The organism is Geobacillus sp. C56-T3 (genome assembly GCF_000092445.1).
Classification (GTDB): Bacteria; Bacillota; Bacilli; order Bacillales; family Anoxybacillaceae; genus Geobacillus; species Geobacillus thermoleovorans.
In genome coordinates this window covers 3,394,531-3,410,223 of sequence record NC_014206.1, presented here as the reverse complement: position 1 = coordinate 3,410,223, position 15,693 = coordinate 3,394,531, and the positions used below count along the sequence as shown (strand labels likewise).

Genomic DNA, 15,693 nt, shown 5'->3' with positions numbered 1-15,693 from the left:
AACAAGGGGAAGGGGATATCACATGATCTACGAATTTAAATTGCCAGACATCGGCGAAGGGCTGCATGAAGCGGAAATCGTTCGCTGGCTTGTCCGAGAAGGGGATATAGTCAAAGCCGATCAGCCGATTGCCGAAATTCAAACGGATAAGGCGATGGTCGAAATGACGACGCCGGTGGCGGGGAAAGTGGTGGCGCTTGCCGGGCCGGAAGGGGCGACGGTGAAGGTTGGAGAGCCGTTGATTGTCGTGGAAACCGAGGCGGCGGTCGTGGGGGAAGCCGCGCCCATCGAAGATTCGGTTCGGGAGCCCGTGCCTGTTCTGCATGGAGAAACGCCTCGTCCTGCGCGCAAACGGGCGATTGCCGCGCCGTCTGTGCGCAAGCGGGCGCGGGAGTTGGGCGTTCCGATCGATGAGGTGGAAGGAACGGGCGAAGGCGGCCGGGTGACGCTCGCCGACTTGGAGCGGTATGTCAGAGAACGAGAAGCAGCCGCTTCGGTGGCGGAGGTGGCAAGAAGGGAAGCGAACGAAGCCGGCGTTCTGCCGACCGGCAGCGCGAGTGCGGCCGGAGGACGGCAGGAGAGTATAGCCGCATGGACGTCCATCGCGAGTTTGGATGCGGTGTTTGAAGAAGAAGAGCGAATCCCGCTTCGCGGCTTGCGCAAAAAAATCGCCGAAAAAATGGTGAAATCGATGTACACGGCGCCGCATGTGACCGGCATGGACGAGGTGGACGTCACGAAGTTGGTGGAAATCCGCAAGCACCTTGCCAATCAATTGGCGGAAGAACGTATCAAACTGACGTATTTGCCGTTTATTATTAAAGCGGTGACAAGGGCACTGAAGCAATATCCGATGTTTAACGCTTCGCTCGATGAAGAGACGAATGAAATCGTCTTGAAAAAGCGCTATCACATCGGCATCGCGACGGCGACGAAAGCCGGTCTCGTCGTTCCCGTCATCCGTGACGCCGATCAAAAATCGATCCGCGAGCTCGCCATCGAAATCGCGGAACTGTCAGAAAAAGCGCACCGCCAGGCGCTTCGCCTTGAGGAGCTGCAAGGAAGCACGTTTACGATCACGAGCACCGGGGCGGGCGGGGGCTGGTTTGCGACGCCGATCATCAACTATCCGGAAGTGGCAATTTTCGGGGCTCATGCGATCAAACGGCGCCCGGTTGTCGTCGGCGACGAAATTGTCATCCGCGATATGATGGGGATGTCGCTCACCTTTGATCACCGCGTCATTGACGGTGAGCCGGCCGGGCGGTTTATGCGGACGGTGGCCTACTATTTGGAAAATCCGGAAGTGCTGCTCTTGGACGTGCGGTAGGTGGCGCGCGGTTAGGAGGACATGTCTTCGTGCTGGAAGAGAGCGAGCGCCAAAGAGAAGCAGCTGGGCCGTGATGAAAAAAATGATTAGGAGGGAAGCCCATGTTTGACCCGGACAAATTGCTGGTCGAGATCGTGCAAATTCTCGATGAAAACGGAAACGGCGATGAGGAGAAGTTAGCGGCGTTTTCCGATGAGTGGCTGCTTCGTGCCTACCGGGAAATGCGGCGGGCGCGCGTCATTGATGAGCGGCTGTTGCGCATGCAGCGGCAGGGGCGGATCGGGACGTATGCCCCGTTTAGCGGTCAAGAGGCGGCGCAAATCGGAAGCGCCCTTGCGCTTCGAAAAGACGACTGGATTTTCCCGAGCTACCGCGAAGTGGCGGTCTGCTTGATGCATGGCATGCCGCTTGAGCAGTTTTTCCATTATGTGCAGGGCCGCTTGTCGGGGAAACGGATGCCGGATGAGGTGAACATTTTTCCGACGCAAATTATCATCGCCGCTCAGACGCTTCATGCGGTCGGCTGTGCATGGGCGTCGAAATTGAAAGGCGAACCGCACGTATCGGTGGCGTATTTTGGCGATGGCGCGACGTCAGAGGGCGATTTTCATGAAGCGATGAATTTTGCCGCGGTGTACAACGTGCCGGTCATCTTTTTCTGCCAAAACAACCAGTACGCCATCAGCGTCCCGTACCGGAAACAGACGGCCAGCCGCACGATCGCGCAAAAAGCGCTCGCTTACGGAATGAAAGGGGTGCTCGTTGACGGCAACGATGTGCTGGCGGTTTATGAAACGATGAAACAGGCGGTCGAAGCCGCCCGCCGCGGCGAGGGACCCATGTTGATCGAGGCGCTCACCTATCGGCTTGGGCCGCACACGACGGCGGACGACCCGACGAAATACCGTCGGCCGGAAGAGGTGGAAGCATGGCGGACGAAAGATCCGCTTCACCGTCTGCGCGTGCTTTTGGAACGGCGCGGATTATGGACGGAAGCGCAAGAAGAAGCGCTTGTCGCCCAAGTGAATGACGAAGTGACGGCGGCGTACGAGGCGGCCATCGCCAGCAAGTCCGGTTCGATTGTCGATGTATTCGATTACGTGTACAGCGAGGCGCCGAAATTGCTGGCCGAGCAAAAAGAAGAAGTGATGCGGCGCAAACAACGGAGCGGGGTGAGATAAATGGCCGAGCTGACGATGATTGAAGCGATCAATGAAGCGATGCGCCAGGAGATGGAGCGCGATCCGCGCGTCATCGTGCTTGGCGAGGATGTCGGCGAAAACGGCGGCGTCTTCCGGGCGACGGACGGGCTGCTTGAGCAATTTGGGGAGGGGCGTGTGTTTGATACGCCGCTGGCGGAATCGGGCATTATCGGCACGTCCATTGGACTTGCGATCAACGGCATGCGGCCGATTGCCGAGATTCAGTTTCTCGGGTTTGTGTACCAGGCGATGGACCAGTTGGCGGCCCAGGCGGCGCGCATCCGCTTCCGCTCGGCCGGGAGGTTTTCGTGCCCGATCGTCGTGCGCAGCCCGTACGGCGGCGGGGTGCGGACGCCCGAATTGCATTCCGATGCGCTCGAGGCGCTGTTTACTCATTCCCCGGGCTTAAAAGTGGTCATGCCGTCCAATCCTTACGATGCGAAAGGGCTGTTGATTTCCGCCATTCGCGATGAAGACCCGGTTTTGTTTTTGGAGCCGATGAAGCTGTATCGGGCGTTTCGCATGGAGGTGCCGGAAGAACCGTACACGATTCCGCTCGGCCAAGCACGGGTTGTGAAAGAAGGAGAAGATGTGACGATCATCTCTTGGGGGGCGACCGTGCCGCTTGCCGCCAAAGTCGCCGCCGAGATGGAAGCGAAAGGAGTCAATGCGGAGGTCATCGACCTTCGCTGCCTGCAGCCGCTTGATATCGACACCATCATCACTTCGGTGGAAAAAACAGGACGGGTGATGATCGTCCATGAAGCGGTGAAAACAGGCGGGTTTGGCGCGGAAGTGGCGGCCTTGATCAGCGAGCGGGCGCTATTCGCTCTCTCGGCCCCCATCGTGCGCATCGCCGGCTACGACACGCCGTACCCGGTGCCGTCGGTCGAGGATGATTGGCTGCCGAACGCCGAACGCATCGTGGAAGGGATCGAAACGCTGCTGCGATACTAAACGAACCATGCCATCCGGGTCGATCGATCCACCATCAGAGTGCGTCAAGAGAAAAGGCGGCGCATCGATGGATGGCACCGCTTGATCCGATCGGGTGAGGAGGAGAACGATGAACGTATACGAATCACTGCTGGAATTGATCGGCGACCGCGAGCGGGTGAGCATCAATGAAACGGTGCTCGAACACCACAGCAAAGGCATCGCCTACCATGCGCCGCACAAGCCAGATGTCGTCGTGTTTCCGAAAACGGCGGAGGAAGTGAGCCGGGTGATGGCGTTTGCCAACGAGCACCGCATTCCTGTTACGCCGTTTGGCGCCGGCACGAGCTTGGAAGGGCATGTCATTCCAGTTGCGGGCGGCATCAGTTTGGATTTGACGTTGATGAACAACATCATCGACATTCGCCCGGACGATTTTCTCGCCATCGTCGAGCCGGGAGTGACGCGGCTGCAACTGAATGAGGCGCTGAAGCGATATGGGTTGTTTTTCCCGGTCGATCCGGGGGCGGACGCGACGATCGGCGGCATGGCGGCGACGAACGCGAGCGGCACGAACTGCGTGAAATACGGCGTGATGCGCGATCAAGTGCTCGGATTAGAAGTGGTGCTCGCTGACGGTTCGATGATTCAGACGGGAAGCCTTGCGGTGAAATCGTCCGCCGGCTATGATTTGACAGGCTTGTTCGTTGGGTCGGAAGGGACGCTTGGCGTGTTCACCCGCCTGATCGTCCGCCTGCACGGCATTCCGGAAGCGACAAACGCTATCAAAGCGTGCTTCCCATCGCTCGAGGCGGCAGCGCAAGCGGCGTTTGCCGTGCTGAAAGCCGGCGTCGGTCCGGGGAAAATCGAGCTCGTTGACGAGGCGACGATCGCGGCGGTCAATGCGTACAAAAAAACCGATTATCCGGTGAAACCGACGTTGTTTATCGAGCTGAGCGGCAGCCCGTCAAGCGTCGAGGAAGGGACAAAGCTTGTCAACGAATTGTGCGAAGCGGAGGGGGCGGTTTCATTCACGGTTGAAACCGACTCGCTCGCCCGCGCGAAGCTTTGGGAAGCGCGCCACCATGCGGCGTTCGCCATTCAAGCCGCCTATCCAGGCAAGGCGATGCTCTCAACTGATGTGTGCGTGCCGCTGTCCGAGCTGCCGGGGGCGATCGCCGATACACGTCGGCTCGTTGATGAGCAGAAGATGACCGCCGCGATTTTCGGCCACGTCGGCGACGGCAATTACCATACGGTGCTTGCCTTTGACCCGAACGATGCGGATGAGATGGCGCGGATCGAACGCGTGCACGCCCATATCGTCCGCTATGCCTTATCGCGCGGCGGCACGTGCACGGGAGAGCACGGCATCGGCATTGGCAAACGGGCGTTTTTGCGTGAAGAAAAAGGAGACGCCGTGCTTTGGATGAAACGGTTGAAACAGCTGTTTGACCCGAACGGCATTCTCAATCCGGGGAAAATTTTTTGATCATAGCGGACGCTCTGCATCCCTGCCTGTTGGCGGGGATTTTTCTTTTGATCGGCGGGCGGTGCAAAGGAGAAATCCGCTAAGCGTTCCAACAACATAAACGTGTTACTCACATTTCGCACCCTCTCGGAGAAAATCGGGAGGACTTTTTCGTACCGATGTTGAATGAATCCTTGACACACAAGGAAAGTGAAGGAGTTTTCTCTTGTGGACGTTCAAGTCAAAGCGGTCTATCGCCGTTCTTATTTGAATATCATAAGTGCCGTATTCAAGAAACTGGGTCTGCCCCAATGAATTGACCATCTCGTGCCCGCCTCCCCCCAGTGCCAGACGCGAGTCAGCAATGCCGTTTGAGCCATCCTCTACAATCTATTTAACAGCCAGCAAGCCCTCGTTCACGTGGAACAATGGGGTCACAAGATCGACTTGGAGAAACTTATCCGTTCCGGACTCCATCCTTCCCAGTTGAATGACGATACGTTGGCTCGCCATCTCGACCGTCTGTATGAGGCTGGCATTTACCGCATCTTTCAGCGCCGGGTGCGTCAGTTCATTACACTAGAACACCCATTGAAGGGTTCTGGGGGACGCAAGCTGACCGGGCCGACGGGACAGGCGGTTTTTGTTTGAGTATGTGAAAGTCGTCCTGCTGGAGCTGCCGGATGGACGCATCCAACGCGCACTGGATCGTTCCCTCAATCCGGATCAGCGAAGGATTCTGCAAGGATTGGTCATGGATGAGAGCATTTACGTGTAACGTCATACGGAGCGACAAGCGATGGCAGAAAAAGAATTGCCATCACTTGTTGTGTTGGTCAAACAGTGATCCTGAAAAACGAAATAAAAAATCCTTTCTTTCAACAACCCTGTTAGGGTGCGAAATGTGAGTTTTTAGAGAATGTGATATCGTAATAAATGGATATATTTTTCTTTTAAGTTAATATTATTATTTTATTGGTAAATTTACATTAAAAGTATTGAATTTTTTTTTTTGTTATAGTTTTACATGGTATCGATACCACATTATTTCTATAAAATAGGCTCTTCACCACAAAGTGTACTTGAAAAAGAAAGACGATCATGATAAAGAAAAACCAAAACAGCATTTTTTCCTTTTTATACCACACATCTCTTTGAACAACATTGCTATCATGTTTGTCTTTAAAAGTCAAGTACATCTTTTGGTGATGAACCATAAAATATAAATTAAGGAGGTATTTTTCATGACTTTTACTTATAAGATTGAGGTTTTAGAAAACGTCATTGCTCCTGGTAAAGGATCTATCCCCTATCAGATTGGATACTACACAGGCAAAGTGGTTAGCTGGATTATAACTTTCGGCGGTCTTTTTGATAATTAAAAAACGGTTTCTATGCATATATAGCTATGTTTGCTGGTGTCTCAGTTTCATTTAAAGAACTTTTCCCCCGGGGAATTTTTTACAGTAATTTTTGGATGAATGTAAGAAATAATACATGCGAGGAGGGAAAAGATGATGAATTTTAAAGTTGAGTCTCTAGAAGGCCGGTGAAAAACGGTTGTCACGAGCAAATCAGCGGCATTTCGCCAAAAAAGAAGGCTGATTTCGTAAGGTTTTTCTAATTGAGAAATAGCTGGAACTAGCAGCATTTTGTACTAAATCACCAGCCTCCTAGAGTCAGTTGTTGCTCCTGGTAAGTGGCAGATGATTAAAGATTTTATTAGAGGTTTTATTGACGGATTTTTCGGTTTATAGTGTTGTATTTAGGGGAGATTCCACATTCTTGGGATCTTCCCAATAAATTTCAAAAAACGTTAATCGATTTGGCGGGAGGTGAAAGACATTGACTATCGATATCAAAAACCTAGAAGGCCGGTGAATTAATGAAAAAGGCAACTCATCCCAACTCTTTTTCAATTAGAGAAACTTTGTCAGATCTGTTCTCCTTGCTGATCAAATACGGCTGGTTTGAGCAAAAAACTTGTTTTTCACCAGCCTTCTAGATATGAATGGTATAGAATTCATTGAAGACAAAGATTACTTTATTATTAAACGATATGGTAAGTATTTTAGATTAGGCGTTCCAGAAGCTAACATGTTACGGGAACTAACAGTTCATCGAGATGTGCAAACTGTGCTTCGTAAGTATGGAATAAGCGAAGAGGATTTCAGTAAGTTTGTACATGCTCTTGAGGAATGTGGTGTGATTGGGGATGTGAAGAAGGAAAGAAAAAATATACTTTTCTATAGGTTTAAGTTAATTAACCCAGATACATATCTTCATCTTTTAGTCAATAAATTTTTTAGTAATAAAACAGTTAATAGATTGTTGCTGATTTTTTCAGCATTGATTATTACGATGGGATTGATTGTTTTTTTGAAAAATATTTCTCAGATTACAGATGGATTTTTTAGAGATTTTGTTTTCTTTGATTTCATAACTTTTTATATCGCTACAATTCTAGTTATTTTTTTATATGAACTAGGTCATGGTATAGCTTGTAAATATTTCGGAGGAAAAGTTGAAGAAATCGGTTTCTTGTTGATATTTTTCTCCCCTGCTCTTTATTGTGATGTAAGCGGAATCTGGTCTTTCAAAGATAAAAAGCAAAAAATAATTACTCTCATTGCCGGGGTTTATGTCCAGCTAATCATATTTTCTTTATGCTCCATTATTTATGATTTATATTTTGGACAGTCAACTTGGCTAGCGACATTTATTCTTTGGAATGTATTGATGATTTTTTTCAATATTTTACCGTTCGTAAAATTGGACGGTTACTGGATATTATCGAACATTGTTGAGATACCTAATTTATACGAGAAATCTCTGAAGTTGGCTTTAGGAAGAGGCGAAGAAGTTCTTTTTGATGAAAGAGAGATTCTTAAGAAGAAGTTTATAAAAGTTTTCGGCATTCTGAATATAGTGTTTGTATTCATGTCAATAGTAGTAGGGTTTGTAGGTATATATTATGTGTCCATTAACATTGGGGGATATTTTCAATATGTGATTCTTTTCTTCGAAGGAATAACATATTTTTTAGTTTTGATATTTTTTGGGTTATTTCTTTATAAGTTGTCTAAACAGAAATCTTTAAGTTGAAGGGAATGGAAATCATTGATCATTCTTCGGAATATAAAAAAGTACTATAAATTAAGTAATGAAAGCATTGAGGTGTTGAAAGGGGTTTCTTTGCATCTTCAAAAAGGGCAACTCATTTGTTTATTAGGGGAGTCAGGATGTGGAAAATCGACTTTATTAAATATTATTGGCGGGTTAGACTATGCGGATGATGGTGAATACATTTTTCACTCGATCAATGTTCGGGAATTCAATGAAAAGGAATGGGCATGCCTACGACGAGAAAAGATCGGGTTTGTGTTCCAAAGCTTTAACCTTATTCCTCATCTGAGCGCTCTGGAAAACGTAGAGATGAGCATGACTTTATTAGGGAAATCGAAAGAAGAAAGAAAAAGAAGAGCGATAGAGCTTCTAAATATGGTAGGATTAGGGGATAAATTGAATTATCTTCCTAATCAGTTGAGTGGAGGACAAAAGCAACGTGTAGCAATAGCGAGAGCGCTAGCAAACGATCCCGACATTATATTAGCAGACGAACCAACGGGAGCATTAGACTCAGAAAACTCAGCACGTATAATGGAAATACTAAAGAAAATTTCGCAACAGGGAAAAGTGGTGCTGGTTGTCACACATTCTCAAGAGCTAGTCTCATATGCTGATAGAATCATAAGGATGAGAGATGGGAAAATTATTGAAAATGAGGATGTTGCACACGCAACAGAAGTTGAAGATGTGGACAAGTCGATAGGAAACAAAAGTAAAAAACTAGACTTGCTTACCACTTGCAAGCTGTCATTTCGAAATATAAAAAATAAAAAGTGGAGAAATATTTTAACCGCTCTAGGTGCATCAATCGGAATTTTTGGATTATCGATCATTATGGCTTTAGGCAACGGCGTAAAACAAAAGTTATCTAGTTCGATAGATGAAGCGACAGCAAAATCATCCTTAACTGTAGCAAATGAACAGTTTGCGGTTTTGAACGAGAACGACAGCGCTCGATTGAGGGAAATCAAAGGAGTAAGGGACATATATCCGTACAATCCATTTCAAATAAGTATGAAAACGAAAGAAGGAGCGAAAGCTACCTCGTCAGCTGAGAGTTTGTCTCCTAGAAAATATGCTGAGATCATATATGGGCAAAAATATATCGTGAAAGGAAGGTTTCCAGACGATCAAAGAGATGAAATTGTGCTGCCTGAGCGCATAGCCAAAAAATTGTTTAAAGATTCTAAAGAGGCTGTTGGAAAAAATGTCTCACTTGTTGTACAGTTAATGTCTTTGAAAGAAATTTATCCGACAGTTAACGTTCATGCGACGATAGTAGGAGTGGTAAAGAATAATCCCATCCCTCTGCTCGATATGGTAGGAATTTCTTATGGATTGTCACAAAAGATTATGAAAGAATCGATAGGCAATAGCACAAGTGCTCTATCCTTCACCATTATCCCATCGTCCATTAAGGATATAGCGCATTTAAAGAGTGAGATTAAGAAGATGGGGTATAAAGTGCAAACAGACGAAGAAAGTCAAAATGAAATTAATGAGTATATCTCCTTAGCAAGTATTGCATTAGGAATGTTGTCAGGCATATCGCTTATCGTTTCATCCATTATGATTGGTATTGTCTTATACGTGAGCGTTTTAGAGAGAACTCGCGAGATTGGGATTTTAAAAGCACTTGGCGCCTTTCGTTCAGATATTCGCCGCATATTTGTCACAGAAGGAATGTTGATCGGCATCATTGGGGGAGTATTCGGAATTTTAGGCTCGATCGCAGTGGGAAAAGCAGCAAATTATGTTGTAACGACAGTAATGAAAAAAAGTAATTTGGATCTTTTTCAGTTTAGTTTTATTCAAGTTGTACTTCTTGTTCTGTTTAGCGGGCTGTTAGGTGTTTTAGCTTCTTTTGTCCCTGCAAATAAAGCAGCGAAACAACCTGCTGTGGAAGCATTGCGACATGAGTAAGAAAGATGTGGAGCGTGAAAAAGATGAAGTGGATGAATGTTATATTTATTCTATCGGTTATTTCTTTTATTTTGTACAAGTTGATTTCGGGGGAGACGATTAGCAGTACTGCGTGGATCATTTCTACTTTTCTTGTCATCACTAATTTCATTGGTTTGATAAAGGGACGTAGAGAGAGTAGACAATTGTAATCTGTATACATCCAAGTGCAACGATTCCCCCAATGGTAGTATGAGAAGACGAAAGCTGTCAACGCCTCTTTGATCACCAGAGGCCCGTCGCTGTTCCGAATCGTCAAAGCTGCTCTGATAGAAGCGAATGCCCAATCCGGTTTGGCGCTGCGTGTGTCCGTTCACCACACCGGAACATCTGCTAAAGGAGGGCTGAAGGCCGCAAGCTGACCCGGCCGACGGGACAGGCGGTTTTTGTTTGAGTATGTGAAAGTCGTCCTGCTGGAGCTGCCGGATGGACGCATCCAACACCCACTGGATCGTTCCCTCAATCCGGATCAGCGAAGGATTCTGCAGGGATTGGTCATGGATGAGAGCATTTACGTATTGACAAGCGATGGCAGAAAAGGAGGGATTGCCATCGCTTGTCGTGCTGGTTAAAAAGTGATTCTAAAAAACCCTAGTTCGACAGTCTCTAGGCAAACAAAATGCCTCTCGCCCCTTGATGCAAAAGGGACGAGAGACATTTGGGCACACTCTCGGCGTGTATCTAGGAGGCTGGTGATTTAGTACAAAATGCTGCTAGTTCCAGCTATTTCTCAATTAGAAAAACCTTACGAAATCAGCCTTCTTTTTTGGCGAAATGCCGCTGATTTGCTCGTGACAACCGTTTTTCACCGGCCTTCTAGGTGCGAGGATGGATGCCTAGGATCTTCAGAGGAGGCTCCAGCCCTAGAGCCACAAAGAGTTGAGCCTGTTTGGCCGTCAGTTCGGTTCGTTGAGAAAGGTCTCCGTTTTTGGAAGAAAAATGTCCAAGCATGAGACGCTCACACCCGTCTCTTACTTTCCGATATGATTCATGAGTCAGGGGAAAGGAATCGCAACTTTTGGCCAAACGCTCCAAGACTGCACGATCCACCTCGTCTTCGCACTCGAACGAATCCATCACCTTCGCTTTCGCATATTTGGCCTTCGGATCCCAATTCGTTGTGAGCAAGCTGGAGATAGGCCACGGTCGTTCCATCCTTGTTTTTGCGTGTGACTCGTCGTATGTACGTGCCTATATGATAAACGATATTGGGTTTTTTTAAAGGATAGATTGACAAGTCGTGTGCCTATGAAATTTGGCGTTTTTTCCTAGGATCCGCATCACGAAACCCTTGATATAACAGCATTTTGGTCATTTCTATTTGCCTAAAATGACCTCAAAACTGTCGAACTCGGGTTTTGGCTACGATGGGAAATGTGAGTTAATCGACAAAATGGAAACAGGGGATGCCTTTGTTCCTGTAACACAACGTTACAACATAGAAACAGTTGTTTTTCGTTTTCCTTTTGTTACAACAAGGCGCCATGCCCTTTACTTTTGCCATCAGGCGCGGTTTAGTAATAGTAGATGGAGCCAACAACAAGGCGATGGCGTTGCTGCAATCAGCAGAGCTGGGCTCAAACGGTTGGGCTGCTGTCCTTTCCGATCGTTTCCGTCTTCCGTCCCAGCAGTCGATACATTTCTTTCGCTAACCGTTCGAGCAAGTAGACGACCGGAAGCTGGGTTGTGACATCGGTCTGCCCGATCCGCTCCGGTGTGGCGTAGTACGTCAAGTTGTAGTCCGAGATGTTCGCGAGTGTGCAATGTTTCCGGTTGGTGATGCTGATGATCGTGCTGCCGTTTTCCTTGAACCGGTGCACTTGGGCGAGCGTATAGGACGTCTCTCCAGACACCGACAAGGCGATCACGGCGCAGTTGTGGAAATAATGGCCGTAAATCGGAAAAAACGGATCCTTGATGTAGACAGAAAACTTTTGAAAGGCAGAAAAATAGCGCGAGCCGTATTCGGCCAAAATGCCGGAGCTGCCCGATCCGACGAAAATGACGTGATCCGCCCGGGCGATCGCGGCTGCCGCATTCAGAATGGTCCGCTCGTAATCGGCGGTCAGCGTCCGTTCGAAAAATTCCTTAAGCGCCTCTTGACTGCTGATGATCGCGGTTCGCTTTGTCTCGCGCAAATACAGCTTCCATTTCGTTTTAAATTCACTGAACCCTTCGCATCCGACCTTTTTGCAAAAGCGGAGCACGGTCGGCGGCGAGACATGGACGGCTTCGGCGAGCTCGCGGATGCGCATGTACGCGACTTCATGCGGATGTTTCATCACATAGTCGTAAATGGCGTAGTCGAGCTCGGAGAACTGGGCGATTTGTTCAGGAGTGAACATCGGGACACCTCGCTTTCATGGGACGGAACGTGCGATAGCTGGGAAAGGATGGCGCTTTCAAGCCCACTGGTTGATTCCTACATTGATTATACCATGCCCAACAGGGCGAAAGGGGAAGAGGAATATGGATAAACGATTGAAAATTGCGACGATTGGCGGCGGGTCGAGCTACACGCCGGAATTGGTCGAAGGGTTGATCAAGCGTTATCATGAATTGCCGGTCGGGGAATTGTGGCTTGTCGATATTCCGGAAGGCAAAGAAAAACTCGAAATCGTTGGCGCACTGGCCAAACGGATGGTCGAAAAAGCCGGCGTGCCGATCGAGATTCATTTGACTTTGGATCGCCGTCGGGCGCTTGACGGGGCGGATTTTGTGACGACGCAGTTTCGCGTCGGAGGTCTTGAGGCACGGGCGAAAGACGAGCGCATCCCGCTCAAATACGGGGTGATCGGCCAGGAGACAAACGGCCCGGGCGGATTGTTTAAGGGATTGCGGACGATTCCGGTCATTTTGGACATCATTCGCGATATGGAAGAGCTTTGCCCCGATGCATGGCTTATCAACTTCACGAACCCGGCTGGGATGGTGACAGAAGCCGTCTTGCGCTATACGAAGCAGGAGAAAGTCGTCGGCTTGTGCAACGTGCCAATCGGCATGCGCATGGGCGTCGCCAAGCTGCTTGGCGTTGATGCCGACCGCGTGCACATTGATTTTGCCGGCTTGAACCATATGGTGTTTGGCTTGCACGTCTATCTGGACGGCGTCGAGGTGACCGAAAAGGTGATTGATCTCGTCGCCCATCCAGACCGCTCCGGTGTGACGATGAAAAACATCGTCGACCTTGGCTGGGAGCCGGACTTTTTGAAAGGGTTGAAAGTATTGCCGTGCCCGTACCATCGATATTACTTCCAAACGGACAAAATGCTGGCTGAAGAGCTCGAGGCGGCGAAAACGAAAGGGACGCGCGCCGAGGTTGTGCAGCAGCTCGAAAAAGAGCTGTTCGAGCTGTACAAAGATCCGAACTTGGCCATCAAGCCGCCGCAGCTCGAGAAACGGGGCGGGGCGTACTACAGCGACGCCGCGTGCAGCTTGATCAGCTCCATTTACAACGACAAGCGCGACATTCAGCCGGTCAACACGAGAAACAACGGCGCCATTGCGAGCATCCCTCCGGAATCGGCGGTGGAGGTAAACTGCGTCATCACGAAAGATGGACCGAAACCGATCGCCGTCGGCGATTTGCCGGTCGCGGTGCGTGGGCTCGTCCAGCAAATCAAGTCGTTCGAGCGCGTCGCTGCCGAGGCCGCGGTCACCGGCGACTACCAAACGGCGCTCGTCGCCATGACGATCAACCCGCTTGTCCCGTCTGACACCATCGCCAAACAAATTTTGGACGAAATGCTTGAAGCGCATAAAGAATACTTGCCGCAGTTTTTCAAACAGACCAAAGCAGCGGCCAGGCGCTAAACGGCCGATTGGAGCTTGATGAAGCGAAACAGCGGCTGTTGTTTCGGTTTTTCGAGACGTATTTGACGCTGTCCGAACAAGAGGAAATCCAATTGCGAAACGAGGTGAGCCAAATGGAAACGAAGGAAGCGAAAAAAGTGAACGATCTCCTGATCTCATACGAGCGGCGGGGAATGGAAAAAGGAAAAATGGACGTGGCCAAGCAGATGTTGGCGAAAGGGTATGACGTGCCGACGATTTGTGAGTTGACCGGACTGCCAGTGGAGGCGGTGGAAAAGTTGAAAGAGTAAAAAATGGGGAGACGCCGTTCCGATGCAGCAAATCTGTTTCGGAACGGCGTTTTTTTTTGCTCGCTCTGCACTTGATGATGGGCATGGCCATCGCCGCATGGCGAATGATGCCGGCCGGACTGACCCCTATTTTTATTTCATATAGATGCAATTTGAAGCTTTACCATTTATAGCTTTTACCAAGTATTTGATCGACTGTCGGGCGACCGAACAACGCCGCTTCCAGACCCATATATGGGTCTGTGAAGCAGGTGGTTGTTCGGTCTTCCGTCACGCCAAGGCGTGACGGGGCAAGCCTGTGGCTTGCCTTCGACAGTCGAAAATGGACAAACCGCTTTTCCGTCAAGGATATGTTAAACTTCTTCGTTGCATCTATACAGCTTTTGCTGTCATCGAGAAGCAGAGGAGAGCGATGTGAGGCCGCGGCAGGCGGGAAGAAGGGAGAGACACGGCATCCATTTTCTTTTGTCTAGGCTAGCGCCCCGGCATTCGTGTACAATGGCGGTAGGAGGGATCAAGATGCGCGATTGGTGGAAACGGCTGTTTTACGGGGGCGGCATCGCCGCGCTGCTTGCAAGCGCTTCCTTCACCGCCTATTGCGCTTGGAACGTGTATGCGTATCCGAAATCAGAGAAGGAACGGGTTCCGGAAAAAACAAAAGAGGCCTATCATTTCGTGCTTGTGCCGGAGGAACTCGATAATGATTACTGGCGGCTCGTGGAAAAAGGAGCGAAAGCGGCGGCGAAAGAACTGGGGGTTGATCTTGAGTATATCGGCCCGCGGCAGGCGAATATGGATGAGCATTTGCGCATTTTGAAAAAAGCTGCGGCGGCGAAAGTCGATGGGATCATCACACAAGGGTTGACGGAAGCGGAATTTGTCCCAGTGATTAACGAAATCACGGACAAGAATATTCCTGTGGTGACGATCGATACGGATGCCCCGACGAGCCGACGTGTCGCCTATGTGGGAACGGATAATTATTATGCCGGTTTTCTCGCGGGACGGGCGTTGGCTGAGGATACGAAGGGCAAGGCGACGGTCGCGATTATTACCGGCAGTTTGACGGCGGCGCACCAACAGCTGCGAGTGCGCGGATTTGAGGATGCGGTGAGACAGGAAAAAGGCATCCGCATCGTTGCCATCGAAGAGTCGCACATTACGCGTGTGCAAGCCGCGGAAAAGGCGTATACGATTTTGAAAAAGCACCCGGATGTGAATGCGTTTTACGGCACAAGCGCGCTTGATGCGATCGGTATTGCCCAAGTGGTGGAACAGTTTCACCGCGAGCAAAAGACGTATATTATCGGTTTTGATACGCTTCCGGAGACGATCCGCTATTTGCAGAAAGGAACGATTGGGGCGACCGTGGTGCAGGAGCCGTATGAAATGGGATACAAGGCGGTCAACATGATGGCCGAGATCGTCGCCGGCAGAGACGTGCCGGCGGTGACGAATACGGAGACGAAAGTGATCCGAAAAGAGGATTTGCCGCTGCGCCCGGCGCGCCATTATGAGGTCAACACGCCATGAAGGCGCCTGCCAGGCCTCCGTAGGGAG

11 protein-coding genes and 4 pseudogenes are annotated in these 15,693 nt (G+C 49.6%); 13 read left to right on the top strand and 2 right to left on the bottom strand.

Features of this window, described 5'->3' with window-relative positions:
* Nucleotides 1-22: 22 nt before the first annotated feature.
* The 10 genes and pseudogenes from GC56T3_RS16860 to GC56T3_RS19490 all read left to right on the top strand — a co-directional run.
* Entirely contained in the window at nucleotides 23-1,330 is a 1,308-nt protein-coding gene (locus tag GC56T3_RS16860) for a dihydrolipoamide acetyltransferase family protein (protein WP_013146514.1), read from the top strand.
* Between the two features lie 101 nt (nucleotides 1,331-1,431).
* On the top strand, nucleotides 1,432-2,511 hold the full coding sequence (gene pdhA / locus GC56T3_RS16855) for a pyruvate dehydrogenase (acetyl-transferring) E1 component subunit alpha (protein WP_013146513.1): 1,080 nt from the start codon (nucleotides 1,432-1,434) through the stop codon (nucleotides 2,509-2,511).
* Nucleotides 2,512-3,489 (top strand): alpha-ketoacid dehydrogenase subunit beta, encoded by a 978-nt coding sequence (locus GC56T3_RS16850; protein WP_041468589.1) that lies wholly within the window; start codon nucleotides 2,512-2,514, stop codon nucleotides 3,487-3,489.
* Between the two features lie 109 nt (nucleotides 3,490-3,598).
* Nucleotides 3,599-4,960 carry an FAD-binding oxidoreductase gene (locus GC56T3_RS16845; RefSeq protein ID WP_013146511.1) on the top strand — a complete coding sequence of 454 codons (1,362 nt, stop codon included), beginning with the start codon at nucleotides 3,599-3,601 and terminating at the stop codon, nucleotides 4,958-4,960.
* 207 nt (nucleotides 4,961-5,167) lie between these two features.
* Nucleotides 5,168-5,488: pseudogene (locus GC56T3_RS19505) on the top strand (DUF4277 domain-containing protein); the annotation flags it as partial.
* Nucleotides 5,489-5,582: 94 nt separating this feature from the next.
* Nucleotides 5,583-5,717 (top strand): hypothetical protein, encoded by a 135-nt coding sequence (locus tag GC56T3_RS20225; protein ID WP_255347820.1) that lies wholly within the window; start codon nucleotides 5,583-5,585, stop codon nucleotides 5,715-5,717.
* A 466-nt stretch (nucleotides 5,718-6,183) separates the two neighbouring features.
* Nucleotides 6,184-6,321 (top strand): hypothetical protein, encoded by a 138-nt coding sequence (locus tag GC56T3_RS19765; RefSeq protein ID WP_013146509.1) that lies wholly within the window; start codon nucleotides 6,184-6,186, stop codon nucleotides 6,319-6,321.
* A 601-nt stretch (nucleotides 6,322-6,922) separates the two neighbouring features.
* Nucleotides 6,923-8,044, top strand: a complete 1,122-nt coding sequence (locus tag GC56T3_RS16835) for a M50 family metallopeptidase (RefSeq protein WP_013146508.1) — start codon at nucleotides 6,923-6,925, stop codon at nucleotides 8,042-8,044.
* A gap of 15 nt (nucleotides 8,045-8,059) precedes the next feature.
* Complete coding sequence (locus GC56T3_RS16830) at nucleotides 8,060-9,991, top strand: ATP-binding cassette domain-containing protein (RefSeq protein WP_013146507.1); 1,932 nt, start codon at nucleotides 8,060-8,062, stop codon at nucleotides 9,989-9,991.
* A gap of 336 nt (nucleotides 9,992-10,327) precedes the next feature.
* Nucleotides 10,328-10,602 (top strand): annotated as a pseudogene (locus GC56T3_RS19490) (hypothetical protein); the annotation flags it as partial.
* A gap of 430 nt (nucleotides 10,603-11,032) precedes the next feature.
* On the opposite strand, the pseudogene GC56T3_RS20355 reads toward GC56T3_RS19490, so the two are convergent.
* Nucleotides 11,033-11,311 (bottom strand): annotated as a pseudogene (locus tag GC56T3_RS20355) (transposase); the annotation flags it as partial.
* A gap of 296 nt (nucleotides 11,312-11,607) precedes the next feature.
* Nucleotides 11,608-12,375: a MurR/RpiR family transcriptional regulator gene (locus GC56T3_RS16820; protein ID WP_013146505.1), complete on the bottom strand. Its 768-nt coding sequence runs from the start codon at nucleotides 12,373-12,375 to the stop codon at nucleotides 11,608-11,610.
* Nucleotides 12,376-12,499: 124 nt separating this feature from the next.
* On the opposite strand from GC56T3_RS16820, the gene GC56T3_RS16815 reads away from it, so the two are divergent.
* From GC56T3_RS16815 to GC56T3_RS16805, 3 genes and pseudogenes are all read left to right on the top strand, one after another.
* Complete coding sequence (locus GC56T3_RS16815; RefSeq protein ID WP_013146504.1) at nucleotides 12,500-13,843, top strand: 6-phospho-beta-glucosidase; 1,344 nt, start codon at nucleotides 12,500-12,502, stop codon at nucleotides 13,841-13,843.
* Nucleotides 13,844-13,848: 5 nt separating this feature from the next.
* Nucleotides 13,849-14,133: pseudogene (locus tag GC56T3_RS16810) on the top strand (DUF4351 domain-containing protein); the annotation flags it as partial.
* Between the two features lie 519 nt (nucleotides 14,134-14,652).
* Complete coding sequence (locus tag GC56T3_RS16805; RefSeq protein ID WP_013146503.1) at nucleotides 14,653-15,666, top strand: sugar-binding protein; 1,014 nt, start codon at nucleotides 14,653-14,655, stop codon at nucleotides 15,664-15,666.
* Nucleotides 15,667-15,693 lie beyond the last annotated feature (27 nt).

Coding starts and splice junctions, on each gene's coding strand:
- GC56T3_RS16820 (WP_013146505.1), bottom strand. CDS start 12,375: ATGTTCACTCCTGAACAAATCGCCCAGTTCTCCGAGCTCGACTACGCC.
- GC56T3_RS16850 (WP_041468589.1), top strand. CDS start 2,512: ATGGCCGAGCTGACGATGATTGAAGCGATCAATGAAGCGATGCGCCAG.
- GC56T3_RS16805 (WP_013146503.1), top strand. CDS start 14,653: ATGCGCGATTGGTGGAAACGGCTGTTTTACGGGGGCGGCATCGCCGCG.
- GC56T3_RS16815 (WP_013146504.1), top strand. CDS start 12,500: ATGGATAAACGATTGAAAATTGCGACGATTGGCGGCGGGTCGAGCTAC.
- GC56T3_RS19765 (WP_013146509.1), top strand. CDS start 6,184: ATGACTTTTACTTATAAGATTGAGGTTTTAGAAAACGTCATTGCTCCT.
- GC56T3_RS16860 (WP_013146514.1), top strand. CDS start 23: ATGATCTACGAATTTAAATTGCCAGACATCGGCGAAGGGCTGCATGAA.
- pdhA (WP_013146513.1), top strand. CDS start 1,432: ATGTTTGACCCGGACAAATTGCTGGTCGAGATCGTGCAAATTCTCGAT.
- GC56T3_RS16845 (WP_013146511.1), top strand. CDS start 3,599: ATGAACGTATACGAATCACTGCTGGAATTGATCGGCGACCGCGAGCGG.